The organism is Streptomyces sp. NPDC001406 (assembly GCF_042895285.1).
GTDB lineage: Bacteria > Actinomycetota > Actinomycetes > Streptomycetales > Streptomycetaceae > Streptomyces.
On record NZ_JBIAWG010000005.1, the window covers coordinates 415,581 to 438,177 of the forward strand.

The following is a 22,597-nucleotide window of genomic DNA, read 5'->3' on the forward strand; positions in this document are numbered from 1 at the left end:
TGGCGAGGGCTGTGGGCGGGTGAGGTTTCCCGGTGGGGTTTCCCGGACGGTAAGAACGGCCGGCGCCCCTCGGAAGCCGCAGGGCAGCCGGACGAAAAAACGGGCCGGTCCGTGGGGGGGAGACGGACCGGCCCGAGGGGGGGTTTCCACCATAACCCTTTGTAAGGGCTGATGCGTGCATCGGCGTGCCACAACTACTCTCCGGAGTCGCGCGACAACGCCCAGGTGGGCTTGTGAGCCATTGTTCGGGGGTCGCGCTTGGCCGATTCACGGCGGATTCCCAGGCGAACGGGGCGCGCACACAGAGATCAAAAGGGCTGGAGGCCCCGCGAGGAGCTAATCGACAAGCCATCCACGGTCCCCCCGAAGGGCTACCCCGGTCGCGAACGACCGCTTGACGTGTCCGCGGGTGCATTTCGGCACCGCGCAGCCCCCTCCACTGCGCGGTGCCGCCCGCGCAGCTTTGCTCACGCGAATTCCCTTGGTCTGAACTTACGTGAGGGGTCGAGTAGATGCGAGCCGCTCGCGATAACGATGTGAAAACCGCGTGGACATTCCGGGGGGCGACTGGATCAACGCGTTCACTTTTGCGCAGATCGCCCGATTTGCTCCGTGTCTTGAGCGGCGCTTCCCGGCCATTTCTGCAACCACCGCGCCCACAGGGCGCTGTCAGTGCCCACTGCTAGCTTCGCGCGGCATGACGACACCTGAAAAAGACGCTCCCGGCATGCCGTACACGGGCTGCGAGAAGGACACCCTGCACGCGAGTCTCGAACGGCACCGGGACGTCGTCCTGTGGAAGCTCGACGGACTCGACGACGAACAGCTGCGCCGGCCGATCACCCCGACCGGGACCAATCTGCTCGGTCTGGTGAAGCATCTGGCGTCGGTGGAGTACGGCTGGTTCGTGGAGACGTTCGGCGGCGAGGTCGAACCGCTGTGGTTCGACCCGTACACCGACGAGGACATGACCGTGGGCCCCGGCGAGACGACGCAACAAATCACCGACTTCTACGGCCGCGCCCGCGCCGCCGCCGACCGCGTCATCACCGACCTGTCCCTGGACGACCTCGGCCGCCCCGCGTGGCGGGACCACCCGGTGTCCTTGCGCTGGGTCCTCGTCCACATGATCGAGGAAACGGCACGTCACGCGGGCCACATGGACATCCTGCGGGAGCTGATCGACGGGGCCACCGGGGACCGTCCGCGGGTCACAGGTACGGGCTGACCAGGTCTCCTGGGAGGTTCACGAGGAACTCGCCGAAGCGGTCCCCTTCTTCGTCCGCTCCGCCGGCCGCAGCACGAGCAGGCTGTATTCGTCGTCTCCGTCTCGGATCGTGCCGGTGTGTTCGAAGCCGTGCTTCTCCAGGAGGCGGACGGAGGCGGTGTTGCCCGAGAACGGGTCGGCGTACAGCGGCCGCGTGCGCTCCTCCCGGAGGAAGGCGCCCAGGGCCTCGGTGCCGATGCCGCGGGCCCAGTACGCGCGGCCCAGCCAGTAGCCGACGTAGCGGTCCTCGCCCTCCCACCAGGCGACGATGTTCCCCGCGACCTCCCCGTCCACGGTGACCGTCCGCACGAGGCCCTCGGGATCGCCGAGGACCCTCTCCCTCCAGTGCTTCAGGAAGGCGTCCCGCGGCCGGGGCGTGAACCTCGACCGCCGAACGGCCTCCGGGTCGTGCTCGTAGGCGAGGAAGACTTCGAGGTCGTCCTCCGTCACCGGGCGCAGGAGTACGAGGGGCTTCTTGGTTGTTTGGGGCGTCTCGTTGGTTGTTCTGGGCGTCTCGGTCTTCTCCGTCTCCCTCATGCCGACCGAGTCTGGCAGGAGGCACTGACAACGGCCCCTTCACGGCTCCGTCACGGCACGAGTGGCCGGACCTCCTCGGCCGTGAACCGTACGAATCCCTCGGGGTCCGGCTCGTCCCCCGTCGGCTGGAGGATCACCGTGTCGGCTCCCGACTCCGCGAGCAGCCGCACGGCCTCGGCCACGGTCTTCGCGTCTCCGGCGACCCCGAGGTCCGGGACCGACTCCACCCCCTCGGCGACCAGTTCGGCACGGAGGCGGGCGGCGGCGTCGGCGCCGGTGGCGGTGAGGAGGTAGACGACGACTTCGTGCCGTTCGGTACGGCCGGCAAAGGCGCGTCCCTCGTCGATGAGCCGCCGCGCCCGCCGTACGCCGTCCGGCGGGGTGGCGGCGGTGAGGATCGTGCCGTCGGCCGCCTCCCCGGAGAGGCGCAGCGTACGTGGCCCGGTGGCACCGGCGAGCACCTCGACGGGGCCCTCCGGCGGCCAGTCGAGCCCGACGTCGTCCAGCTTGACGTACCGCCCGTCCACGGTGAGCCGCTCGCCCCGCAACAGGGCCCGCAGCGCGTCGAGATGCTCCCTGAGCAGGGTCAGCGGGGACTCGGCCCGCGCGCCGACCTGCCCCATCCAGTCCTGCACGCCGTGCCCGACGCCGAGGATCGCGCGCCCCGGGAACATCCGGTGCAGCGCGGCGGCCTCCATCGCGGTGATGGCGACATTGCGCAGCGGCACGGGCAGCAGACCGACGCCGACCCGCACCCGCTCGGTCCGGGCGAGCGCGGCGGCCGCGGTCGAGAAGCCGCCCTCCCGGAAGCAGTCCTCCCACAGCCACAGCTCTTCGAGCCCGGCCTCGTCCGCGACGCGGGCCACCGCCCTGAGCCGCTCGGGGGGCAGTTGGGGACGGAACACAGCGCCAAGTCCGGTCATGGTGCCTTCCTAACGTGCCGGTGCGGGTGGGACAACTTGTTTACAGTGCGAGGTGGGTCGACGGAGGGGGTCCGGGCATGGCGCGCTGGCGGGACGGGCGGGGAAGGCTGGTCGTGCGGGGCGGGGGCTCGGCGGCGGTGACCGTACCGCTGGAGCTCGCGACGTCGTATCGCGCCCGTACGAAGGGGCTGCTGGGCCGGGATTCCGTCGACGGGGCAATGCTGCTGTCCCCCGCCAACGGCGTGCACACCTTCCGGATGCGGATCCCCATCGACGTCGCCTATCTCGACCGCGACCTCACGGTGATCGCCGTACGCACGATGCGGCCGGGCCGGCTCGGTCTGCCCCGCCTGCGGTCCCGGCATGTGCTGGAGGCGGAGGCGGGGGTCATGGCGGGGTGGGGGGTTCGGGTCGGGGTGCGGGTGGCCGTGGAGGTCGAGTAGGTCAGCCCTCCGAGCGCGGGAAGGAGACCTCCACTCGGCGGTTCTTCTTGCGGCCGGCCTCCGTGGAGTTGTCCGCGATGGGGTACTGCTCGCCGTAGCCCCGTACCTCGAAGGTGATGTTCGAGTCGTTCAGGTCGGCGTCCAGGACAGCCTGTACGGCGTTGGCGCGCTGCCGGGACAGTACGTCGCCGTGGGCGGAGGAGCCGAGGTTGTCCGTGAAGCCGAAGACCCTGACCTGGGTCGCGTTCTGTTTCTTGATCTCCTCGGCGATCGCGTCGATACGGGACTTGGACTCGGCGCTCAGCTTGGCGCTGTCCTTGCTGAACAGCACCTCGGCCTGGAGCGCGAACTTCACGTCCGCGTTGGTGTCTTCGCGGCGTTCGTCCCCGCTCTGGTCCTCGACGACCGACTTGATGTCCAGGACCTTGGGCTGGGCAAGGGTGGCGCCCTCGGGGAGCTTCAGGTCGGGGTCGGTGGGGTCGATCTTCACGGGGGCGGCGGCGGAGGCTTCGGTGCCTGGGGGGACGCTGGGGCTGGTGTCGTCGGCGTGGGCCGCCACGGTCCCGCAGAGGTTGGCGGCGAAGACGAAGGTGGTGACGACGAGGCGGCGTTTTGTGGTCACGTTTGGCCTCATCCGGAGATCTGGATGGTGGCGGACGCGAACGTGGGCAGCTGGAAGTCGACTTCGGCCGTACCCGCCGGGGGTGACGGGAACTGCATGAAGACCGCCAGGCTGTCACCGGGCTTGAGCGTCGAGAAGCCTGTGGTGGTCAGCGGACGGCCGTCGGTGTCCCGCAGGACGTAATAACGCTTCTTGCCCTTGGGGTCGACCAGCGTGGCACCCCCCAGAGACCTGCCGTTCTTGATGATCTCGGTCTCGTTACCGCTCAGGGCGGAGGGGACGACGATGCTCTTGGCGCCGTCGTTCTTCAAAGTGCCGTTCACCGTGACGAAGCCACCGGAGTCACGCTGAGCAGAGGTGATCTGGAGCAACAGACCGTCCGAGCCCTTCAGTTCCGCCAGGGGCGCGTCCGACTGCCCTTCCTGCGCAGTCGGCCCGGAGCCTCCGCCCTTGGAGGCAGATGCCGACGTCTCCGGCTTCTTGTCATCGCCGCCACCGCCGCCACAGCCGCCCACGGCGAGTGCCAGACCGGTCGCCACCGTCAGCGCGACCAACCCCCTGCGAGCGTTCGCAGTGAACCGAATGATCATCGCTCTGCTTCCTTCTTGAATCGTCGTTCGCTTGTCAGTCGGCCAGGTGGACGTCGAAGAGGTCTTCAGGTCCCGGGAGGTCGGTGAGGTCGTCCGGGTTCAAGTCCCAGTCCCGGTCCCTGCAATTGAGCTGCGGCAGCGTGTCGTCCGGGGCGTCCTCGCCGGGCAGCTTGAACTTGCACAGCGGCTCGATCACGGCCTTGGCGGTCGCTGCCGAGTGCACGTTCTCCGTGCCGGGGACAACCGAGTCACCAACGGACTTGGAGGTCTTGACCCGGACCTCGAAGTTCAGCAGCCATGGGCGGCAGTACTCCACGGCGGCGTCGTTCTGCGCGGCAAGCTGATATGCCCGCCAGCACGAGGGGGCGACTGTCACGACGCCGTCGAAGACGTCCTGCCACTTGGTGGGGTCGAGCACGTCCAGCTTCCACTGGTCGGCGAGCTGGTCACGGGTGTTCTGTGCCGCCGCGAGAGCGGCCGCGTCCGCGGCCGTCTGGGCGCTGTTCCGATTCGCCGCGGCCTGGCCGACCGCGAGGTAGGCGAACGCAAGAAAGAGCAGACCCGCCACCACCGTGATGTAGATGGGGAAGGCCTGCCCTGCGTCGCGGTATGTGCGGAGGCGGGTCAGCCGCCGGTCACCTCGGCGATCTTCGCCGTGATCGCGTCGTAGATCGACTGACCGATGCTCGTACCCGTGATCGCCAGCACAATCGCCACAACCACCGCGATGATGCCGAGGTACTCCACCGCGGTCTGGCCCCTGTCGCTGCGGGCGGCGCGGGCCTGCAAGTAAGCGACAGTGGTGTTGAACCAGTTGCTCATGGTGTTCCCCTCCGGATTCGCTTCCGACGCGGGCACCGTATGCCCCGTCCCCCCGCCCCCCGGAGGGTCCCAGGGCCCATTCCCGGGCCCAATCAGAACTCCCCACTTCACGCCACCCCCAACCACTTCGCCGCCGCCTGCGAGCGGCTCGTGCTCTGGAGCTTGGCGAAGATTCGGTTGATGTGGTTCTTGACCGTCTTCTCGCTGATGAAGCAGGCCGCGGCGATCTGCTGGTTGTTCATGCCGGACGCGATGAGGTCCATGATCTCCGCCTCCCTGGAACTCAGCCGGAACCGCGACCTTACCGACTGTCCCACACCAGGTTGCAGTTGCGAAAGGTTTTGGGAAGAAATAGGCGTTGGAAAGTCCGGAAGTTCACGAACTATGTGTGCAGTTGCACGCACTCCCAGCTGCTCCAGTAACGCTCCGGCCGCCGTCGGAGTGAAGTGCGGCCTGCCCTCCCCGATGTCCCGTACCGCCCTGACCAGTTGCTCCACGCCGAACTCGCCGTGGACCAAGTAGCCCCCGGCTCCCAGACGTACGGCCTCCTGGATGGTCTCCGGCTCATAGCTGTACGTGAGCATCATGACCGGCGCCAGCCGCACGAGGTACGGAAGCGCCGAGATGCCGTCCACATCGGGCATGCGGACGTCCAGGAGGATGACGTCGGGGCGGTGTCGCAGGGCCGCCTCGCACGCCTCCCTGCCGTTCGCCGCCTCCGCGACCACGGTGATGTCCTCCCGGCCGGAGAGGAGGGCCGTGAGGCCCGCACGGACCACGGGGTTGTCGTCGGCGACCACGAGCCGAAGCGGTGCGGCCGGGGTGGCCGGTGGGAGGTTCTCGAAGGAGTTGCCTGGCATCGGGTGCCTCCTCTCATGCGTCTGGGGACTGTCGGGGGGTGGGGGGTGAGGGCGTCAGGGCGGCCAGGGGGAGTTCCAGGCGGACCTCCGTGCCCCGGGCGTCCTTGCCCGTGCCTATTCGGACGCGGGCGCCCACGGACGCCGCCCGTTCGGTCATGCCGATCAGGCCGAAGTGGCCTGAGCTGCGCAGTCGTTCAACCGTGGTACCGGGAGGCAGGCCCCGGCCGTCGTCGTAAATGGTCATGCGCAACACGTCTTCTCGGACTCCCGCTTCCACCTCGACCCGCGTGGGCGACGCGTGGCGATGCGCGTTCTCCAGTGCTTCCGAGGCGATCGCGAGGAGTTGGCGGGCCACCGCGGGCGGGACCGGTGGGAGCGGGTGGTCGCCTGTCCGGCGGTACGCGGCTTGCAGGCCCGTGCGGGACGCGAAGTCCTCGGTGCGGGCGGCCAGTTCGGTGAGGACGTCCACGCCATGCGCGGGGTCGTGCTCGCGGCGCAGGTCGGTGAGGAGTTCGCGGGCCTCCGTGGCCGCCCTGCGGGCCGAGCGGGACACCAGTTCCGCCTGCTGTCTGATCAGGGCCGGGTCCATGCGCGCGCCCGCGGCCGCCGAGCCCGCCAGGCCGTCGGCGGCCAGTGCCACGCCGTACAGGGTCTTCGCCACCGAGTCGTGCATCTCCCGGGCCAGCCGGGCCCGTTCCGCGCTCACCGCCTCCGCCACCGCCAGCCGGGCCTGGACCGTGGTCAGGGCCCGGGTCGCGGCGCCGAAGCGGAGCATCAGATTGCGCAGGGTCGAGCCCACCGCGCCCGCGATGACACAGAGGCCGGGCAGGAGGAGGGACTCGGCGACGTCCGCCCGATGGGCGTCCTTCAGCGTCGCGTGGACCAGCAGCAGGATCAGCGACTGGAGCGAGGCGAAGCAGGCCGCGCCCCGCCAGCTGTAGACCAGGCCGGCCAGCAGGGGGGTGCAGACGCTGACGTAGGCGAGGGTGGTGTCGGGGCCCGCCGAGACCAGGAGCAGGGAGCCGAAGAGGGTGTCCGCGGCGAGGAGCGAGGGGTGGCGCAGGAGGAGGGGGCCGAAGCGCTCCCAGTCGCGGAACAGGACGTACGAAACCATGAAGGTGACGACCACGGCCGCGCCCACCAGGCGGACGCCCAGGCCGGGCGCGGCGTTGACGAGCGCTGCGGGGGCGGCCAGCGCGATCATCGCCAGGCGGAAGCCGAAGACCTGACGGCACATCGCCTGGAGGGCGCGGATCTGGATCTTCTCGGGGTCGAGGAGCGGGCCGTGGATTCCGCCGGCCGGGACTTGCGTCTCCAGCGGCGCCTGCTGTGCGGCCGACGACGCGTCGATCGCGGTCGCAGGCGGCCGCGCGCGGCGCCACCGCGGCCGCGTGCGTTCCCTCGCCCTCGTCGTCGCCATCGCCGTCACCGCCCCGCCTACTTCCCCGTGATCGAGCCGAAGTCCACCCCGGAACCCAGCAGCAGACCGGCGCCGAGCAGCAGCAGGGTCGCCGGGACCATGAACGTGGTGATCATCAGCGTGGCCCTGGGAACCGCGCGGGCGGCCTTGCGGCGGGCGTTCTGCGCGTCCGTGCGGCGCATGTCCTTGGCCAGGGCGACGAGGGTGTCGACGATCGGCGCGCCCAGCTCCTCGCCCTGCTGCAATGCGGTCACGAACATGGCGACCTGCTCGGAGTCGTTGCGGCGGCGCAGCTCGGTGAAGGCCTGGCGGCGGCTCATGCCCAGGTCCATCTGGCGCAGCGTGATGCGGAGTTCGTCCGCCCAGGGGCCCTCGTACCGGGACGCCACGCGGTCCAGCGCCTGGCGGAAGCCGAGGCCCGCGCTGACGACCACAGCGAGCACGTCGAGGAAGTCGGGCAGCGTCCGCTCGATCACGTCCCGGCGGATCCTGATCGCCGACCAGATGCCGACCTCCGTCCAGAACGCGCCGAAGGCGAGCAGGATCAGGGCGACGAGGTAGTTGCCGCGCATCAGCATCACCAGGAAGCCGACGCCGCCGAGTGCGCCGTAGACCGCGCGGCGGGCCGCGTAGCGGTCGATGGTCAGGCCGCCGGGGTTGCCCGCGAGGTCGATCCTGCGGCGGTACTTGGCGACCTGTCTGGGGCCCATCAGGCGCAGCACCGTGGGCGCGTAGCGCATGCCCATGCGGTCGATGAGGGAGTCCACCGCGCCGGTGCGGGTCGCGCCCACCTCCAGGGCCACCGCCAGGTCCCCGGGCAGTTTGGTGTCCGCGCGGTACATGCGGATCCCGGCGAAGACGCCCCAGACGCTCAGGCCCATGACCAGGGCCAGCAGAAGTGCCACGAGTCCGTTCCCTCCCTCAGACGTCGATCCGGCTCATACGGCGGATGAGGACGAAGCCGATCGCGTACAGCCCGAACGCGATGATCACGCAGGCCTGGCCGACCGTTGAGCCGGTCATGCGCGCCAGGGCGCCTTCCTTGACGCCGTCCATGAGGAACAGGGCGCCGATGCCGAGGACGGGGACCGCGTACGAGGTCATGGTCACCTGGGAGAGCTGGGTGCGGATCTCGCGCCGGGTCTCCTTGCGCTCCTCCAGCGTCTCGGTGAGGTTGCGCAGGGCGGAGACCACCTGGCCGCCCGCCTTGTTGGACAGGACGAGGGTGGTGACCAGGACGACCAGTTCGCGGGACGGGAGGCGGTCCGCGAGTTCGCCCAGCGCGTCGTCCATGGAGTGGCCGATGGACAACTGGTTGGCCACCTTGGCCAGTTCCTCGCCCGCCGGGGCCTCCAGCTCCTCCGCCGCCATGCCGATGGCGGTGCGCAGGGCGAGGCCAGCCTGGGTGGCGTTGGCCAGGATGCGGGCCAGTTCGGGGAGTTGGTTGATGAAGCGTTCGATGCGCTTTTGGCGTTGCCAGTTGAGGAACTGGAACGCCGCGCCGATGCCGAGCAGACCGGCGAGCGGGCCGACGAAGGGGGCCAGGGCGGCCTGGCCGATGAGCCAGAGGGCGGCGACGGTGGCGAGCATGTAGGCGAAGAACTCGCCCGGGGTGACGTCCAGGCCGGTGGCCGCCAGCCGCAGTTCCAGTTTCCGGCCGGGCCGGGTGCGGCGCAGCCGGCGGTCGAGGTTGCGGAAGCGGCGCCTGCGGCCGGTCTCCGGGAGCCGGCCGGTGTAGGAGAGGCGGTCGATGAGCTCGGCGCGCTGTGCCCGGCCCGAGGCGTAGGTGTGCACGCCGACCACGGCCAGGACGCAGGTGAGCAGGGTGACACCGGTGGTGAGGGTGACGAGGTCGTGGAGATCCATGGGTGGCCTACCTACCTGGCTTCTCGAATGGCGAGCTGGTCCGCGTGCCGGGCGACGCCGAAGGCCTGGGGCAGGGGCTGGCCGGCCATGTAGAGGCGGTCGGCGCTGCGGCGCGGGAGGGGGAAGTGCTGGAAGGCGCCGTGGACACGGCCGTCGGGGGTCATGGGCTGTGCGTGGAAGTGGGCGACCGTCGCCAGCCGGTAGGGCTCGCCGCCGTGGCTGTCGAGCAGTGCGATCTCGGTGATGCGGCGGGCGCCGTCGGCGAAGCGGGTGAGCTGGACGATGACGTCGACGGCGCTGTTGATCTGGTCGTGCAGCGCCACGAAGGGGACCTCGACGTCGGACATCGAGGCGAGGGTCTGGAGCCGGGTGAGCGCGTCCTCCGCGCTGTTGGCGTGCACGGTGGCCAGGGAGCCGTCGTGGCCGGTCGACATCGCCTGGAGCATGTCCAGGGACTCCCCGCCGCGGACCTCGCCGACGACGATGCGGTCGGGGCGCATACGCAGGGAGTTGCGGACCAGGTCGCGGATGGTGACCTGGCCCTTGCCCTCCACGTTCGGGGGGCGTGACTCCAGGCGGACGACGTGCGACTGCTGGAGCTGGAGTTCGGCCGAGTCCTCGATGGTGATGATGCGTTCGTGTGCCGGGATGAGCCCGGAGAGGGCGTTGAGCAGGGTCGTCTTTCCGGTGCCGGTGGCTCCGGACACGATGATGTTGAACTTCGCCTGCACCAGGCCCGCGAGCAGGTACAGCATGTGCTCGTCCAGCGAGCCGAACTCGATCAGCTCCGGGAGGGTGTAGGAGCGCGGGAAGCGCCGGATGGTGAGGGTGGGTCCGGTGAGCGACAGCGGCGGGATGATGACGTTGACGCGCTCGCCGGACGGGAGGCGGGCGTCGACCATCGGATTGGACTCGTCCACCCGGCGGTTGACCGTCGAGACGATCCGCTCGATCGTCTGCATCAGCTGGTCCTGGGAGGCGAAGCGCAGCGGCAGTTGCTCGACCCGGCCGCCGCGCTCGACGAAGATCGCGTCGGGGCCGTTCACCATGATCTCGGTGATGGACGCGTCCTCCAGCAGCGGTTCCAGGATGCCGAGGCCGAGCGCCTCGTCGACCACGCGGCGGATCAGCTGGGCACGCTCCACCGTCGACAGGACCGGGCCCTCGCGGCTGATGATGTGCCCGAGCACCCGCTCCAGCCTGGCCCGGCGCTCGGCGGCGGCCAGCGAGCTCATCTCCGCGAGGTCGATCTCCTCCAGGAGCTTGGCCCGGTAGGAGGCGACCAGATGGCCGTCCTCGCCCCGGCTGCCGTGCTCCTCGGGGGAGTTGATGCGTGCCCGCAGGCTCATGGGTGGGGTGCTCCTCGTTCCTGGTCAGTGGTCGAGCGGCATCGTGGCGGTCCTGCTGGCGGAGCCGAAGTCCCAGACGATCCTGGGGATGCGGACGGTGGCGGTGACGGTGACGGTGTCGCCCCCCTCCGAGGAGGCGCACCGCACGTCGAGGCCGCCGCTGACCGCGTCCGCGCACGCCTGTGCGACGCCCTGTCGCAGGGAGGCGGCACGCGCCCCCGCGTGGGCCGCCGTTCCGGCCTGCTCGGCCGCGTAGGCGACGGCTCCGATCTGGATGCCGGCCAGGGCGACGATCAGCAGGATCGGGATGAAGCCGAGGTACTCGATGGCGACCTGCCCGCTGTCGCGTCGCCTCGGCCTGCGGAGGTACGGCATCTCAGTCCTTCACCTCCTCCACGGCGCCGGCGTGGCCGTGCACCGTGACCGGGAAGCCGATCGCGCCCGGAAACAGGACAGGGACCTTGAGGTACACGTCGGCGGTCACGAAACCGACCCCGCCGCAGTTCACCGTGGCATCCCCCCTCCATGCCGCCGACAGGTGCTTCATCCCCGCGGCCCGGCAAGCGGCTTCGCGTTCCCCCCGCGGCGCCGCCGTTCCCGCCCGCACCGCCTCGTCGGCAGCATTCCCGGCGAGCGTGAAGGTGTACCCCACGAGCACGCACTGCCACATCAGCACCAGCGTCAGCACGATGAGCGGAGTCATGCCGAGGAACTCGATGCTGACCTGTCCCTCGTCCCCGCGTGGCCGTCTCATCCCCTCACTTCCCCTCACTCCTTCTTCCGCCGCAGACTCACCGACCCCCGGTCCCCGCGCATCCGGCCGCCCCGGTGGGAGCCTTCGGGCGCACGCGCGAGTCCCAGCTCTCCGGCGAGCCGCCACAGGGCCTGTTTCACCGTGCTCCTGCTGTCGAGCTCGTGGATGCGTCCGGCGTCCACGGCGCTCTGGAGTTCCCTGAAGTTGGCGGGAACGGCCGTGCCGGCCAGTGCGGTGCCGGTGATGCGCTGGACCAGCGGCGGCTGGATCTCCGTACCGCGGGTGTGGCGGTTGACGACGACCGTGGTCTCCTCGGCCTTGCGGATCTGCAGCCGGTCCCACATGCGCACGGTGCGCTTGGCGGCGCGTACCGCGACCACGTCGGGGGTGGTCACCAGCAGTGCCGTGTCGGCCATCTCGACGGCGGCGGCGCTGGCCCCGCTGAGCTGGGCGCCGCAGTCGACGACGACGACCTCGTAGCGGGAGCGCACGGCGCCGACGATCTGGCGGGCGGCGCGGTCGGTGACCTCCTCGCCGCGTTCGCCGTCGCCGGGGGCGAGCAGCAGGGCGAGGCCCGTGTCGTGGCGGAAGACGGCGTCGGCGAGGACGCGCGGCGAGATGTCGGTGATGGCGGCGAGGTCCACGACCGAGCGGCGGAACTGGACGTCGAGGAAGGAGGCGACGTCACCGGCCTGGAGGTCCATGTCGATCAGGGCGGTGGCGCGGCCGGACGCCTGGGCTGCCAGGGCCAGCTGGATGGCCGTGAGGGTGGCGCCGACGCCGCCCTTGGCGCCGCTGACCGTGACGACCGTACCGCCGACGCCGGAGAACACGTCGGCGCCGTGCCCGAGATGGCGTCGTACGCCGTTGGACCACTGGGCGACGGCATGGACGCGGCTGGCCAGCTCCTCGTAGTTGAGCGGGAGTCCGACCAGGCCGCGGGCGCCGGAGTCCATGGCCGCGGAGAAGAGCCCGGAACTGACGTCCGTGGTGACGAGGATGACGCCGACGGCCGGGAAGCGCAGGGCGACTTCGCGGATCAGCTCCAGTGCGGGGACCGGGCCGATGCGCTCGTGCACGACGACGACCTCGGGCAGTTCGTCGACGGACTCGGCGGCGAGGCGGGCGAGGGTGTCGATCAGCTGGGTGGAGTCCGTCACCGGGACGAGCGGTTCGGCGTCGGGCAGCTGGCTGAGCAGGGTCGTGAGCGAGCGGACCGCGTCCGCGTCCGAGACGGCCGGGAGGATCCTGGTGGGCATGCGGGCCGCCTCTCACTTGTCCGTCGCGAGTTCGTACGTGCGGTCCTTGTCCGGGACGGTGGTCGCGCTGCCGGGTGCCACCAGCGCGAGCCGCACCCGCTGGGCGAACGACTCGGCGTAGGTGATGCGCTGGGCGTCGATGGTGGACAGCGCGAAGGTGATCGGGACGGCGTCGGTGGGCTGCTGGTTCTTGTTGTCGGGCTCCAGGGAGGTGAGCTTGCCGACGTCGAGCACCCGGGCGTTCGTCACGATGATCTTGGACTGGTCGGGGTCGCCCTGCTTCTTGCCCTCGAAGGTGGCGTAGACGTTGACCCGGGAGCCCGGGGTGATCTTGCCGGCGACGCCGGTGGCCGCGTCGATCATGATGGCGACCTCCTGCTGGCCCGCCTGCAGCGCGGGCTGTTCGACGATCATGTCGGTCTGCAGCAGGGAGCCCTTGCGCAGGGTGGTCACGGCGATCTTGCCGTCGATCTGGCGCAGGCTCGTGACCGCGTTGGCCGACAGCCACCGCCTGGGCATCTTGATCTTCTCGAACTGGCCCGTGTTCAGCGTCGTGTAGGGCGCCACGTCGGACCTCAGCCGGTACGCGGTGACCTCGGGGCCGACCTTGGACTTCACGTCGTCGATGACGGAGAGCACGCCGGCGAACGCGCCGAGCGCGCAGAGCACCGACAGGATCAGGAGTATCACGCCGCGGCGCTGACGGGAGTTCATGAACCGTGCAACCTCATTGGGGGAATCGGTCGTGCGGGATCGAAGGGGACTGAGCGGGCCGGGCCCATCAGGCGGGCGTTCGTTGCTCCAGGGCCCGTGGAGCGGGTGGTTCATGGCCGGGCGGGGTGGCCGAGCAGAAGACGCAGCGGTCGCCGATGACGTCGATGCCGCACCAGTGGCAGCTGTTCTGCCGTACCGAGGTGACGAGTTGGTAGAGGACGGAGAGGTCGGCGAGGTAGCTGCAGAACTCGACGACCCGGCTCGTGCCCCACCAGTGGGCGGACTCGGCGGGCAGCGGGGTCTCGCGCAGCCCGTGCACGCTCCAGGCCTTGGAGAGGGTGCCGGTCCACTCGGACTGCAACTGGCCCTTGGCGACGAGCATCCAGGTGGCGAACTCGGGACCGGCCAGGGTGGCGCCGGGCCCGACCCGGACGAGCTGCGGCTCGGGATGGGCGAGGACGGCGAACTGGCTGCCGGGCACCCAGGACTTGGCGTGCGCCTTCAGGCTCACGGGGACGCGGTCGAGCCTGGCCACGGAGCCGAGGACCGCGCCGGAGTGGATGTAGTGGGTGAGCAGCCGTCCCGCGGAGGCGAGGACGCCGGGGCTGAGGTCGCAGGAGGCGAGCTGTCTCAACTGGCGGGCCAGGACGGCGATCCCGAGCGGTGGCAGCTCGGGCCGGAACAGGGCTATGCGGTCGCTCTCCATGAGCGAGCGCAGGGTGTGCAGCCGCTGTGTCACGGCGGCCGGTACGGCCTGCGAGCACACGACGATCACATGCCCGTGCTGTTCGACGAGCCCCTGGAGTTCGGCGAGCGCATGCTCCAGCGGCCGCTTGTCGAGATCCCGCAGCACGACGGCGGGCACGGTCCGTTCGTCCTGCGGCGGCAGCGCCAGGTCGGCGCTGGTCACGGCAATGGCAGTTGGCACGCGCAGCTCCCCGCTCTTCCCACCCGTCGGCCCACCGGTGTTACTCCAATGCGCCGGGACGACTTCATTGCGTGACTACCTCAGCACTGTATCCACGGCTCCGTGACCGGAGAACAGCGTTTGGGTAGCTGGTCGGGATCCGTGCGTGCGCAAGACCCGTCAAATCAGGACAGGTTGAGCATCCGGCAGGTATTTCATTTGGTCTGGACCTATTGACAGGCGGATTGGTCTGGACCAACTTGTTGTCATGCCCAGACAGAGACGACGCACACGAACCTGGTCGGCGGTCGCCGCCCTCTCGACGGCGGTGGCACTGGCGGGGATGTCCGGGAGTCCGGCATCCGCCGCGGATGTGAACAACGTCAAGAACGCCGGCTTCGAGTCGGCCCTGAGCAACTGGACCTGCTCCGCGAGCAGCGGTACGACGGTCTCCTCCCCCGCCCACTCCGGCACGGCCGCGCTGAAGGCGACACCGGCCGGGCAGGACTACGCCCAGTGCTCCCAGACGGTGGCGGTGAAGCCGAACTCGTCGTACACGCTGAGCGCGTGGCTGCAGGGCGGCTACGCATACCTGGGCGTGACCGGTACGGGCACGACGGACGTGTCGACGTGGACCCCCGACTCCACGTCGTGGAAGCAGCTGTCGACCTCGTTCACGACGGGTGCGTCGACGACGTCGGTCACGGTGTACACGCACGGCTGGTACGGCCAGCCCGCGTACTACGCCGACGACGTGTCGGTGTACGGCCCCGACGGCGGCGGAGGCGGCGACCCGGCCCCGACGGTGCCGGGCGCACCGGCCGGCCTGGCCGTGTCCGGTACGACCTCCTCGTCGGTGTCGCTGTCCTGGAACGCGGTGTCGGGCGCGACGGGCTACAACGTCTACCGCGACGGCACGAAGGTGACGGCGGTGACCGGCACCTCGGCGACCGTGACCGGCCTGGCCGCGTCGACGTCGTACTCCTTCCAGGTCACCGCGACCAACTCGGCGGGTGAGTCGCCGACGTCGGCGGCAGTGACGGGGACGACGACGGCGACCGGAGGCGGGGGCGGGGGCGGCGGCGCCCTGCCCAAGCACGCGGTGACCGGCTACTGGCAGAACTTCAACAACGGGGCGAGGGTCCAGAAGATCTCCGATGTGCCCTCGTCGTACGACATCATCGCGGTGGCCTTCGCGGACGCGACCTCGACGCCGGGCGCCGTGACCTTCAACCTGGACTCGGCCGGTCTTGGCGGCTACACCGTCGACCAGTTCAAGGCGGACATCAAGGCGAAGCAGGCGGCCGGGAAGAAGGTCATCGTCTCGGTCGGCGGCCAGAACGGCACGGTGTCGGTGAGCGACCCGACGTCGGCGACGAACTTCGCGAACTCGGTCTACTCGCTGATGCAGACGTACGGCTTCGACGGCGTCGACATCGACCTGGAGAACGGCCTCAACGCGACGTACATGACGCAGGCGCTGCGCGCGCTGTCGGCGAAGGCGGGCTCGTCCCTGATCCTGACGATGGCTCCGCAGACGATCGACATGCAGTCGACCTCGAACTCCTACTTCCAGACGGCCCTGAACCTCAAGGACATCCTCACGGTCGTCAACATGCAGTACTACAACAGCGGTTCGATGCTCGGCTGCGACGGCAAGGTCTACTCCCAGGGCTCCGTGGACTTCCTCACCGCCCTGGCCTGCATCCAGCTGGAGGGCGGCCTGTCCCCGTCCCAGGTCGGCCTCGGCCTCCCTGCTTCGACGAGCGCGGCGGGCAGCGGCTACGTCTCACCGACCGTGGTGAACAACGCCCTGGACTGCCTGACCAAGGCCACGGCCTGCGGCACCTTCAAGCCGTCGAAGACCTACCCCGGCCTACGGGGCGCAATGACCTGGTCGACGAACTGGGACGCGTCCGCGGGCAACGCCTGGTCGAACTCGGTGGCCCCGCACGTGCACGCACTGCCGTAGGAGCGACCGGAAGGCGGCAGGACAAGGACCCCCGGCGACCACTCGGGCCGCCGGGGGTCCGGGCTTTTCGGGGCTACGGCCGGCGGTGGTCGCAGCCGTCGCAGTCGCAGGTGCCGAGTTCGAACCAGACCGTCTTGCCCGGGCCTTCGCGGTGGCAGCCCCAGCGGCGGGCGAGAGCGTCCACCAGGGTCATGCCCCGGCCGCTCTCCGTGATGCCCGCGTCCAGTACCACGGGCGCGCGGCGGTCGGTGTCGGCGACCTCGCAGCGCAGGACGCCGTGGGAGGCCAGGAGGGTCAGCCGGAAAGGGCTCGCCGCGTGCCGCAGGGCGTTCGTGGCCAGCTCGCTGACCAGGAGTTCGGCCACGTCGACGACCTCGTCCCGCTCCGCGAGCCCCCACTCCTCCAGCTGCCTGCGCACGACCGAGCGCGCCTCGTGGGCCGCCGAGGGAACGGGGTCGTACTCGACGCTCAGATGGCCGGCCCGTATGGGCGGCTGCGGATACGCGGCGTACTGAGGGCCGGGGTCCGGAAGGCTTCTTCCGGAAGGATGCAGCATGTTCACAGCGTGCCCTCCCGTATACCCGCCCACACGGGGAGGAATACCCGAATCCGTACCTGCGCCGGTTCGCCCGGCACCCGCGTATGCATGGATGCGGACATGCGTGCGTACACGCGGCCGCAGCCGCCGCTAGGTGTACTGGATGCGGACGGTCGAGCCCTGGGCGTGGTCGCGTACGTCCACGTAGGCGCAGACCTGGCGGGTGAACCACAGGCCCTGCCCGGGCTCCAGATCCCCGGTGGGCGGCGGTACGAAGCCGGCGAGCGGGTCGGCGACACGGTGCGGCAGGCGCAGCTCGCAGACGCAGGACGGGGCCCGGCCCCACAGCAGGGTGCCGGTGACGGGGCCGAGCTCGGCCGCCGCGTCGGTGACCGCCGCGGTGAACAACTCGGCGTCGGCGGGCGGGAGTCCGTGTTGTTCCGACCACGCGCATACGGATTCGTGCGTCGGGGAGGACAGCGCGGTGGCGTCGTCGGGCGGCGGCGGCAGGGGTACGGCGTCCAGTTCGCGCACCAGGGCGGGCGGGGGCTCGTAGACGCCGGTGGCGGGGTGCGCCCGGCGGGCCGCCTCGACGAGGGCGAGGCCCGCGGTACGGGTGTCGTAGGCGCACATCGCCGTCGTGGAGAAGGGGGCGAAGAGGAGGTTCGCCAGGGACTCGTAGCGGATCCACTCGGCGGTCTCACGGGGCGAACTGCCCGCGCGGCCCGCCCAGTCCGGCTCCATCAGGAGGTGGATACGGCCGCCGGGGCCGGCGTGCGCCGCGAGGTAGTCGGCGCTCCGGGCCACCGCGTTGGCGGCGGAGCCGGTGTACCAGTCGGTGTGCGGGATGAAGGCGACCCTCAAGGCGTCGAGCCCCAGGGCGGCCCTCAGGAGGTCGAGACGGGCGGGGGCGACGATGGCCGCGGGCGGTGGCTCGTCGGGGGCGGCCAGGCCCTCGGCGAGGAAGGGCAGCGCCGCCGCCACGAACTCGTGGTCCGAGCCGAACACCGCCATACGATGGTCGAAGTCCCCCTGGACCGGGCCGGTTTGCGCACGCGTGTCTGCACTCATGGGTTCCCCATCTGTCGTACGTCCCTCACGGTGGGAGTCATCGGCGCTGGGCCGTCACCCAGGCGGCGATCTGGCTGCGGTTGCTGAAGCCGAGCTTGCTGAGGATCCGCTCCACATGGCCCTCGGCCGTGCGACGGGCGATGACCAGGCGGTCGGCGATCTGCTGGTTGGCCAGCCCCTCGGCGACGAGCCGGGCGACCTCGGCCTCCCGGCGGGTCAGCCGCGGCGCCGGGGCCGGCTCCCGCCCCGCGCCGGTGTCCTGGGGGTCCTGCAGCGCGTAGGACACGATCTCGCCGAGGCCGAGCCCGGCGCCCCGGTCGTACGCCAGCTCGTACGTCCGCTGCTTCACCGCCGCGCGCACCCGCGTCTCACAGTCGCGCCGGGCGGAGTTGAGGGCCTCGGAGCCCCAGCGGTCGCGGTCGATGTCGGACCAGACCCGGTCGGCGCCGCCGAGCAGCACGGCGGCGCGCTCGGCGGCCCCGGACCCGTCGGCGAGCCGCGCCAGCAGGTCGAGAGTGAGTCCGATGCCGATGACGTCGTGCACATCGAGCTTGAGGCGCAGGGCCTGGCAGGCGTACGGCTCGGCGCGCCGCCAGTCCTTCCGCACGGCGTGGGCCAGGGCGAGGATGCGCAGCACGTACGAGCGCACCCACTCCTCGTCGTGCCGCTCGCACAGGCGCAGGGCGTCCTCGCAGACGGCGACCGCGCGGTCCGCCTCGCCCAGCAGGGCCAGGGCGCAGGCGAGTTCGACCAGGTCGAGGCCGTGCAGGCTGAGGTGCTGGCCGGGAACCGGGCCGCGGGCGACGGTGAACTCGTAGTGGCTCAGGGCGGTGTGCAGGTCGTCGGCGAAGAGCTGGACGACACCGATGACGTAGTCGGCGTGGGCCGCCTCGGCCGGGTCGCCGAGGTCCTGCGCCAGGGCACGGGCCTCCTCGGCGCGGCGCAGTCCGCGGGTGAGGTCCTCGGGGCAGCCCGCCAGCAGACCGGAGATCCACAGGGCCCGGGCGCGTTCCCGGCTCGGCCCGGGGTCGGCGTCGAGGGCGCGGTCGAGCCAGTAGCGGCCCTCGCGGGGTGCTCCGCAGGCGTGCCAGTAGAACCACAGGGTGCCCGCGAGGCGCAGCCCGGCGCGTTCCTCGCCCGGTGTGGTGAGGCTGAAGTCGAGGGCGGCGCGCAGATTGTCCTGGTCGGCGCGGAGCCGGGCCACGATCTCCCGCTGGCCCGGCCCGAACCAGCGTCTCTCGTATCCGGCGGCCCGCTCCTGCATCCAGTCCCGCTGGCGGCACCGGGCGGCCGTCTCCTCGCCGGGGTGCTCGCGCAGCTGGTCGAGGCCGTAGTGGCGCAGGGTGTCCAGCAGCCGGTAGCGCACCCCGCCGGGCCCGCTCTCGCGGCCCAGCACGGACTTGTCGACGAGCCCGGCGACGGCTTCGAGGACGTCGTACGGCACGATCCGCTCGCCGTCCGCGCACACCGCCTCCGCCGTCTCCAGGTCGAAGCTCCCGGCCAGCACGGACAGCCGCGCCCACACCAACTGCTCGGGCCCGGTGCACAGTTCGTGGCTCCAGTCGACGGCCGCGCGGAGCGTCTGGTGGCGGGGCGGGACGGCTGGGCTGCCGGCGGAGAGCAGGCGGTAGCCGTCGTCGAGGCGGGCCAGGAGCTGTTCGATGCCGAGGACGCGCATCCGGACGGCGGCGAGTTCGATGGCGAGCGGGAGGCCGTCGAGGCGGGCGCAGAGGCGGGCGACGGCGGCGCGGTTGCCGGGGGTGAGGCGGAAGCCGGGGACGACGGCGGCGGCGCGGTCGGCGAACAGGGCCAGGGCCGGGTGGGCCTCGGCGGCGGACAGGTCGCCGTCGGGGTCGGGGACCGGCAGGGGACGTACCTCCATGAGGTGCTCCTCGGTGAGCCCGAGGCGGTGGCGGCTGGTGGCGAGGATGCGGATGCCGGTGGTGCCGCGCAGGAGGGCGGCGGCGAGTTCGGCGCAGGCGGCCGAAAGGTGTTCGCAGTTGTCGACGACCAGCAGGAGGCGGCGGTCGAGGAGCTGTTCCACCAGGGCGTCCAGCGGGGGCTGGTCGGAGTAGTCGTGCAGGTCGAGCGCGTCGGCGGCGGCGAGCGGGACGAGCGCCGGGTCGTGCAGGCCGGAGAGCTGGACGTGGCGCACACCGTCCGGGAAGGCGCGCTCGACGCGGGCTGCCATCCGTCCGGCGAGGCGGGTCTTGCCGACGCCACCGGGACCGGTGAGCGTGACCAGACGTGCCATGGCCAGCAGTTCACGGCCCTGCGCCTGCTCGTCCCGCCGGTCGACGAAGCTGGTCGTCTCGACCGGCCGGCGAGAGTCGCGTCGTGGCGCTGATCCGCCCATGATCAGCCAGCCCTCCTCTTGGCCGGACCCCCCACTCTTCCCCGGGGGTGCGCGGGTCCGCACGCGCTCATCACGCCAACGAGTGCTCTTTGACCGGGGACACTCCGGTCGGTCGGCGCGCGCGTACACTGCCCGGCCGGTTTGGGCCGATACCGCTGAACTGCCCTTGACCTAGCCATGCCAACGCCTCACCATGAGCGCCACCCACGCACAACCCACGCACAGCCCACGCACGGCCGAAGCACAGCCAACGCACGGCCCACGCACGGCATCCGCACCTTGCACGTCGCACTGAAGCACCCCCCAGCTCCGCTCCACCCCACATCCGGCGACCCCGGAATTCCTGGAGATCCAAGGAGAATTCATGCGACTTCGCACACGCGGCTCAGGCGCCCGCGGCAGCAGAAGGACCGCCGCCCTCGGCGCCCTGCTGACCCTCGCACTCGCGGCACCCGTGTCGGCGACGGCCACGCACGCCACCGCCGACAGCGCCCGCAAGGCGGCACCCTCCGCCGACGACGTCCGGCAGTACGAGATCCACCAGGGCACCACCCCCGTGACCCGCACGGCCATCCAGCAGACCGGCGTCACCGTGGACGAGGCGGACGAGGAGACCGTGGTCGTCTCCGGACGCGCCGCCCAGATCCGCCAGCTGAGGCAACTCGGCTACGACGTCACGCCGTCGGGTGCCGCGCCCGACCGGTCGAGCCCCGCCGACGAGCTGCGGCTTTTCGACTTCCCCTCGGCCGACTCGAAGTACCACAACTACGCCGAGATGAACGCGGAGATCGACCAGCGGCTCGCCGCCTACCCGGCCATCATGAGCAGGCGGGTGATCGGCAAGTCGTACCAGGGCCGGGACATCGTCGCCATCAAGGTCAGCGACAACGTGGCCACGGACGAGAACGAACCCGAGGTGCTCCTCACCTTCCACCAGCACGCCCGCGAGCACCTCACCGTCGAGATGGCCCTGTATCTGCTGCGCGAACTGGGAGCCGGGTACGGCACCGACTCACGGGTCACCAACATCGTCAACAGCCGCGAGATCTGGATCGTGCCGGACCTGAACCCCGACGGCGGCGAGTACGACATCGCCACCGGGTCCTACCGCTCGTGGCGCAAGAACCGGCAGCCCAACAGCGGGTCGTCGTACGTCGGCACGGACCTCAACCGCAACTGGAACTACAAGTGGGGCTGCTGCGGCGGGTCCTCGGGCTCCAAGTCCTCCGAGACCTACCGGGGCTCCGCGGCGGAGTCCGCGCCCGAGGTGAAGGTCGTCTCCGACTTCGTGCGCGGCCGGGTCGTCGGCGGGAAGCAGCAGATCAAGGCGGGCATCGACTTCCACACGTACAGCGAGCTGGTGCTGTGGCCGTACGGCTACACCTACTCCGACACGGACACCGGGATGACCGCGGACGACGCCGCCGCGTTCAAGGCCGTGGGGCAGAAGATGGCGGCCAGCAACGGGTACACGCCGGAGCAGGCGAGCGACCTGTACATCACCGACGGGTCGATCGACGACTACCTCTGGGGTGCGCACAAGATCTTCGACTACACCTTCGAGATGTATCCGACGTCCGCCTGGAACGGGGGGTTCTACCCGCCCGACGAGGTGATCGAGCGGGAGACCTCCCGGAACCGCGACGCGGTGTTCCAGCTGCTGGAGAACGCGGACTGCATGTACCGGTCGATCGGGAAGGAAGCCCAGTACTGCAGTTAGCCGGTCACTCCTCGAAGTAGGCGTCCAGCACCGCGTCCAGCTCCTCTTCCCACTCCTTGAAGCGACTCCTGGCCGTCGCCTCGATCTCGATCGGGTACCAGCGGCGGTCAGGGGTGTGCACCGTGACGGTGAAGCGCTTGCCGAAGCGGGGGGCCTCCGTCTCGACCGCGCCGATCTCGTCCCAGCGGAACTCGCAGGACTCCTCGTCGAGGGTGAGGCGGACGCCCTTGTGGTCGGCCACTATCTTGGCGCGACGGTCGGCGGCCTCGAAGACGGGACCCTCCGGGGTCTCCGACTCCTCCGGCTCCTCCGACTCCGCCGATTCCTCGGCGTCCTCGGCCTCCTCCGCCGCCTCGGCGTCCGCGGCCTCCACCGGTGCCGCGTCCTCGTCCGACACCGCCGCCTCGGCCTCCGCCTCGTCCGTCTCCGGCTCGGCGTCCTCCGGCTCCGCGGATTCGGGTGAGGTGAGCCCGGGGATGAAGGCCGGGTCGAATCCGGCGCCCTTCAGGGGCTTGCTGCTCGATCCTATGCGCTGCTCCACGGCGGCAGTATGGACGACATACCTGTGCCGGAACCAGCCGGACCACCCTTCACCCGGGTTCACCCC

At 70.7% G+C, this 22,597-nt stretch carries 24 protein-coding genes; 4 read left to right on the forward strand and 20 right to left on the reverse strand.

All coding sequences use genetic code 11. The features are described from left to right. The first annotated feature begins 697 nt into the window (after positions 1 to 697). The gene (locus ACFY1J_RS14915) at positions 698 to 1,228 is read left to right on the forward strand and encodes a DinB family protein (RefSeq protein ID WP_390708636.1); all 531 of its coding nucleotides are present in this window, start codon (positions 698 to 700) and stop codon (positions 1,226 to 1,228) included. An 18-nt stretch (positions 1,229 to 1,246) separates the two neighbouring features. On the opposite strand, the gene ACFY1J_RS14920 is transcribed toward ACFY1J_RS14915, so the two are convergent. Together ACFY1J_RS14920 and ACFY1J_RS14925 are read right to left on the reverse strand one after the other, a co-directional pair. Next, positions 1,247 to 1,804: a GNAT family N-acetyltransferase gene (locus ACFY1J_RS14920; RefSeq protein WP_390708635.1), complete on the reverse strand. Its 558-nt coding sequence runs from the start codon at positions 1,802 to 1,804 to the stop codon at positions 1,247 to 1,249. Positions 1,805 to 1,854: 50 nt separating this feature from the next. After that, positions 1,855 to 2,727: an LLM class flavin-dependent oxidoreductase gene (locus ACFY1J_RS14925; RefSeq protein ID WP_390708634.1), complete on the reverse strand. Its 873-nt coding sequence runs from the start codon at positions 2,725 to 2,727 to the stop codon at positions 1,855 to 1,857. Positions 2,728 to 2,804: 77 nt separating this feature from the next. Here ACFY1J_RS14925 and ACFY1J_RS14930 point away from each other — a divergent pair, with 77 nt between their 5' ends. Beyond that, entirely contained in the window at positions 2,805 to 3,170 is a 366-nt protein-coding gene (locus ACFY1J_RS14930; protein WP_390708633.1) for a DUF192 domain-containing protein, read from the forward strand. Between the two features lies 1 nt (position 3,171). On the opposite strand, the gene ACFY1J_RS14935 is transcribed toward ACFY1J_RS14930, so the two are convergent. From ACFY1J_RS14935 to ACFY1J_RS15000, 14 genes are all read right to left on the reverse strand, one after another. Then, the gene (locus ACFY1J_RS14935) at positions 3,172 to 3,804 is read right to left on the reverse strand and encodes an OmpA family protein (protein ID WP_390708632.1); all 633 of its coding nucleotides are present in this window, start codon (positions 3,802 to 3,804) and stop codon (positions 3,172 to 3,174) included. After that, positions 3,801 to 4,382, reverse strand: coding sequence for a hypothetical protein (locus ACFY1J_RS14940; protein ID WP_390708631.1), 582 nt, complete (start codon positions 4,380 to 4,382; stop codon positions 3,801 to 3,803). The genes ACFY1J_RS14935 and ACFY1J_RS14940 overlap by 4 nt, the downstream gene beginning before the upstream one ends. Before the next feature lie 34 nt (positions 4,383 to 4,416). Then, positions 4,417 to 5,010, reverse strand: a complete 594-nt coding sequence (locus ACFY1J_RS14945) for a pilus assembly protein TadG-related protein (protein WP_390708980.1) — start codon at positions 5,008 to 5,010, stop codon at positions 4,417 to 4,419. Beyond that, positions 5,007 to 5,204: a hypothetical protein gene (locus ACFY1J_RS14950; protein ID WP_363293951.1), complete on the reverse strand. Its 198-nt coding sequence runs from the start codon at positions 5,202 to 5,204 to the stop codon at positions 5,007 to 5,009. The genes ACFY1J_RS14945 and ACFY1J_RS14950 overlap by 4 nt, the downstream gene beginning before the upstream one ends. 107 nt (positions 5,205 to 5,311) lie before the next feature. After that, positions 5,312 to 6,064, reverse strand: a complete 753-nt coding sequence (locus ACFY1J_RS14955; protein WP_390731298.1) for a response regulator — start codon at positions 6,062 to 6,064, stop codon at positions 5,312 to 5,314. Positions 6,065 to 6,077: 13 nt separating this feature from the next. Next, on the reverse strand, positions 6,078 to 7,484 hold the full coding sequence (locus ACFY1J_RS14960) for a sensor histidine kinase (protein WP_390708629.1): 1,407 nt from the start codon (positions 7,482 to 7,484) through the stop codon (positions 6,078 to 6,080). A 17-nt stretch (positions 7,485 to 7,501) separates the two neighbouring features. Next, complete coding sequence (locus tag ACFY1J_RS14965) at positions 7,502 to 8,389, reverse strand: DUF5936 domain-containing protein (protein WP_390708628.1); 888 nt, start codon at positions 8,387 to 8,389, stop codon at positions 7,502 to 7,504. A gap of 16 nt (positions 8,390 to 8,405) precedes the next feature. Beyond that, the gene (locus ACFY1J_RS14970; protein ID WP_390731299.1) at positions 8,406 to 9,350 is read right to left on the reverse strand and encodes a type II secretion system F family protein; all 945 of its coding nucleotides are present in this window, start codon (positions 9,348 to 9,350) and stop codon (positions 8,406 to 8,408) included. Between the two features lie 11 nt (positions 9,351 to 9,361). Next, on the reverse strand, positions 9,362 to 10,699 hold the full coding sequence (locus tag ACFY1J_RS14975) for a CpaF family protein (RefSeq protein ID WP_390708626.1): 1,338 nt from the start codon (positions 10,697 to 10,699) through the stop codon (positions 9,362 to 9,364). Positions 10,700 to 10,723: 24 nt separating this feature from the next. Continuing rightward, complete coding sequence (locus tag ACFY1J_RS14980) at positions 10,724 to 11,074, reverse strand: TadE/TadG family type IV pilus assembly protein (RefSeq protein WP_390708625.1); 351 nt, start codon at positions 11,072 to 11,074, stop codon at positions 10,724 to 10,726. 1 nt (position 11,075) lies between these two features. After that, positions 11,076 to 11,453 carry a TadE/TadG family type IV pilus assembly protein gene (locus ACFY1J_RS14985; RefSeq protein ID WP_390708624.1) on the reverse strand — a complete coding sequence of 126 codons (378 nt, stop codon included), beginning with the start codon at positions 11,451 to 11,453 and terminating at the stop codon, positions 11,076 to 11,078. A gap of 14 nt (positions 11,454 to 11,467) precedes the next feature. After that, the gene (locus tag ACFY1J_RS14990) at positions 11,468 to 12,712 is read right to left on the reverse strand and encodes a CpaE family protein (protein ID WP_390731300.1); all 1,245 of its coding nucleotides are present in this window, start codon (positions 12,710 to 12,712) and stop codon (positions 11,468 to 11,470) included. Between the two features lie 12 nt (positions 12,713 to 12,724). Continuing rightward, entirely contained in the window at positions 12,725 to 13,426 is a 702-nt protein-coding gene (cpaB, locus tag ACFY1J_RS14995) for a Flp pilus assembly protein CpaB (RefSeq protein ID WP_390708622.1), read from the reverse strand. Between the two features lie 67 nt (positions 13,427 to 13,493). Continuing rightward, positions 13,494 to 14,354, reverse strand: a complete 861-nt coding sequence (locus ACFY1J_RS15000) for a hypothetical protein (protein ID WP_390708621.1) — start codon at positions 14,352 to 14,354, stop codon at positions 13,494 to 13,496. Between the two features lie 247 nt (positions 14,355 to 14,601). On the opposite strand from ACFY1J_RS15000, the gene ACFY1J_RS15005 reads away from it, so the two are divergent. Next, entirely contained in the window at positions 14,602 to 16,305 is a 1,704-nt protein-coding gene (locus ACFY1J_RS15005) for a chitinase (protein WP_390708620.1), read from the forward strand. Between the two features lie 73 nt (positions 16,306 to 16,378). Here ACFY1J_RS15005 and ACFY1J_RS15010 read toward each other — a convergent pair whose 3' ends face one another. From ACFY1J_RS15010 to ACFY1J_RS15020, 3 genes are all read right to left on the reverse strand, one after another. Beyond that, entirely contained in the window at positions 16,379 to 16,861 is a 483-nt protein-coding gene (locus ACFY1J_RS15010; RefSeq protein WP_390708619.1) for an ATP-binding protein, read from the reverse strand. Positions 16,862 to 16,993: 132 nt separating this feature from the next. After that, the gene (locus ACFY1J_RS15015; protein ID WP_390708618.1) at positions 16,994 to 17,914 is read right to left on the reverse strand and encodes an anti-sigma factor RsbA family regulatory protein; all 921 of its coding nucleotides are present in this window, start codon (positions 17,912 to 17,914) and stop codon (positions 16,994 to 16,996) included. Positions 17,915 to 17,951: 37 nt separating this feature from the next. After that, positions 17,952 to 20,270, reverse strand: a complete 2,319-nt coding sequence (locus ACFY1J_RS15020; RefSeq protein WP_390708617.1) for an ATP-binding protein — start codon at positions 20,268 to 20,270, stop codon at positions 17,952 to 17,954. A 364-nt stretch (positions 20,271 to 20,634) separates the two neighbouring features. Here ACFY1J_RS15020 and ACFY1J_RS15025 point away from each other — a divergent pair, with 364 nt between their 5' ends. Next, entirely contained in the window at positions 20,635 to 21,990 is a 1,356-nt protein-coding gene (locus ACFY1J_RS15025) for a M14 family metallopeptidase (RefSeq protein WP_390708616.1), read from the forward strand. A 4-nt stretch (positions 21,991 to 21,994) separates the two neighbouring features. On the opposite strand, the gene ACFY1J_RS15030 is transcribed toward ACFY1J_RS15025, so the two are convergent. Then, the gene (locus tag ACFY1J_RS15030; protein WP_390731301.1) at positions 21,995 to 22,531 is read right to left on the reverse strand and encodes a hypothetical protein; all 537 of its coding nucleotides are present in this window, start codon (positions 22,529 to 22,531) and stop codon (positions 21,995 to 21,997) included. Positions 22,532 to 22,597: the final 66 nt, after the last annotated feature.

What these genes read in the sequence shown, in the direction of transcription:
- ACFY1J_RS15010 (WP_390708619.1), bottom strand. Translation starts at nt 16,861, where the DNA reads ATGCTGCATCCTTCCGGAAGAAGCCTTCCGGACCCCGGCCCTCAGTAC.
- ACFY1J_RS14975 (WP_390708626.1), bottom strand. Translation starts at nt 10,699, where the DNA reads ATGAGCCTGCGGGCACGCATCAACTCCCCCGAGGAGCACGGCAGCCGG.
- ACFY1J_RS14940 (WP_390708631.1), bottom strand. Translation starts at nt 4,382, where the DNA reads ATGATCATTCGGTTCACTGCGAACGCTCGCAGGGGGTTGGTCGCGCTG.
- ACFY1J_RS14990 (WP_390731300.1), bottom strand. Translation starts at nt 12,712, where the DNA reads ATGCCCACCAGGATCCTCCCGGCCGTCTCGGACGCGGACGCGGTCCGC.
- ACFY1J_RS15015 (WP_390708618.1), bottom strand. Translation starts at nt 17,914, where the DNA reads ATGAGTGCAGACACGCGTGCGCAAACCGGCCCGGTCCAGGGGGACTTC.
- ACFY1J_RS14960 (WP_390708629.1), bottom strand. Translation starts at nt 7,484, where the DNA reads ATGGCGACGACGAGGGCGAGGGAACGCACGCGGCCGCGGTGGCGCCGC.
- ACFY1J_RS15020 (WP_390708617.1), bottom strand. Translation starts at nt 20,270, where the DNA reads ATGGGCGGATCAGCGCCACGACGCGACTCTCGCCGGCCGGTCGAGACG.
- ACFY1J_RS14930 (WP_390708633.1), top strand. Translation starts at nt 2,805, where the DNA reads ATGGCGCGCTGGCGGGACGGGCGGGGAAGGCTGGTCGTGCGGGGCGGG.
- ACFY1J_RS14985 (WP_390708624.1), bottom strand. Translation starts at nt 11,453, where the DNA reads ATGAGACGGCCACGCGGGGACGAGGGACAGGTCAGCATCGAGTTCCTC.
- ACFY1J_RS14920 (WP_390708635.1), bottom strand. Translation starts at nt 1,804, where the DNA reads ATGAGGGAGACGGAGAAGACCGAGACGCCCAGAACAACCAACGAGACG.
- ACFY1J_RS14915 (WP_390708636.1), top strand. Translation starts at nt 698, where the DNA reads ATGACGACACCTGAAAAAGACGCTCCCGGCATGCCGTACACGGGCTGC.
- ACFY1J_RS14935 (WP_390708632.1), bottom strand. Translation starts at nt 3,804, where the DNA reads ATGAGGCCAAACGTGACCACAAAACGCCGCCTCGTCGTCACCACCTTC.
- cpaB (WP_390708622.1), bottom strand. Translation starts at nt 13,426, where the DNA reads ATGAACTCCCGTCAGCGCCGCGGCGTGATACTCCTGATCCTGTCGGTG.
- ACFY1J_RS14970 (WP_390731299.1), bottom strand. Translation starts at nt 9,350, where the DNA reads ATGGATCTCCACGACCTCGTCACCCTCACCACCGGTGTCACCCTGCTC.
- ACFY1J_RS14950 (WP_363293951.1), bottom strand. Translation starts at nt 5,204, where the DNA reads ATGAGCAACTGGTTCAACACCACTGTCGCTTACTTGCAGGCCCGCGCC.
- ACFY1J_RS14980 (WP_390708625.1), bottom strand. Translation starts at nt 11,074, where the DNA reads ATGCCGTACCTCCGCAGGCCGAGGCGACGCGACAGCGGGCAGGTCGCC.
- ACFY1J_RS15025 (WP_390708616.1), top strand. Translation starts at nt 20,635, where the DNA reads ATGCGACTTCGCACACGCGGCTCAGGCGCCCGCGGCAGCAGAAGGACC.
- ACFY1J_RS15005 (WP_390708620.1), top strand. Translation starts at nt 14,602, where the DNA reads ATGCCCAGACAGAGACGACGCACACGAACCTGGTCGGCGGTCGCCGCC.
- ACFY1J_RS14955 (WP_390731298.1), bottom strand. Translation starts at nt 6,064, where the DNA reads ATGCCAGGCAACTCCTTCGAGAACCTCCCACCGGCCACCCCGGCCGCA.
- ACFY1J_RS14925 (WP_390708634.1), bottom strand. Translation starts at nt 2,727, where the DNA reads ATGACCGGACTTGGCGCTGTGTTCCGTCCCCAACTGCCCCCCGAGCGG.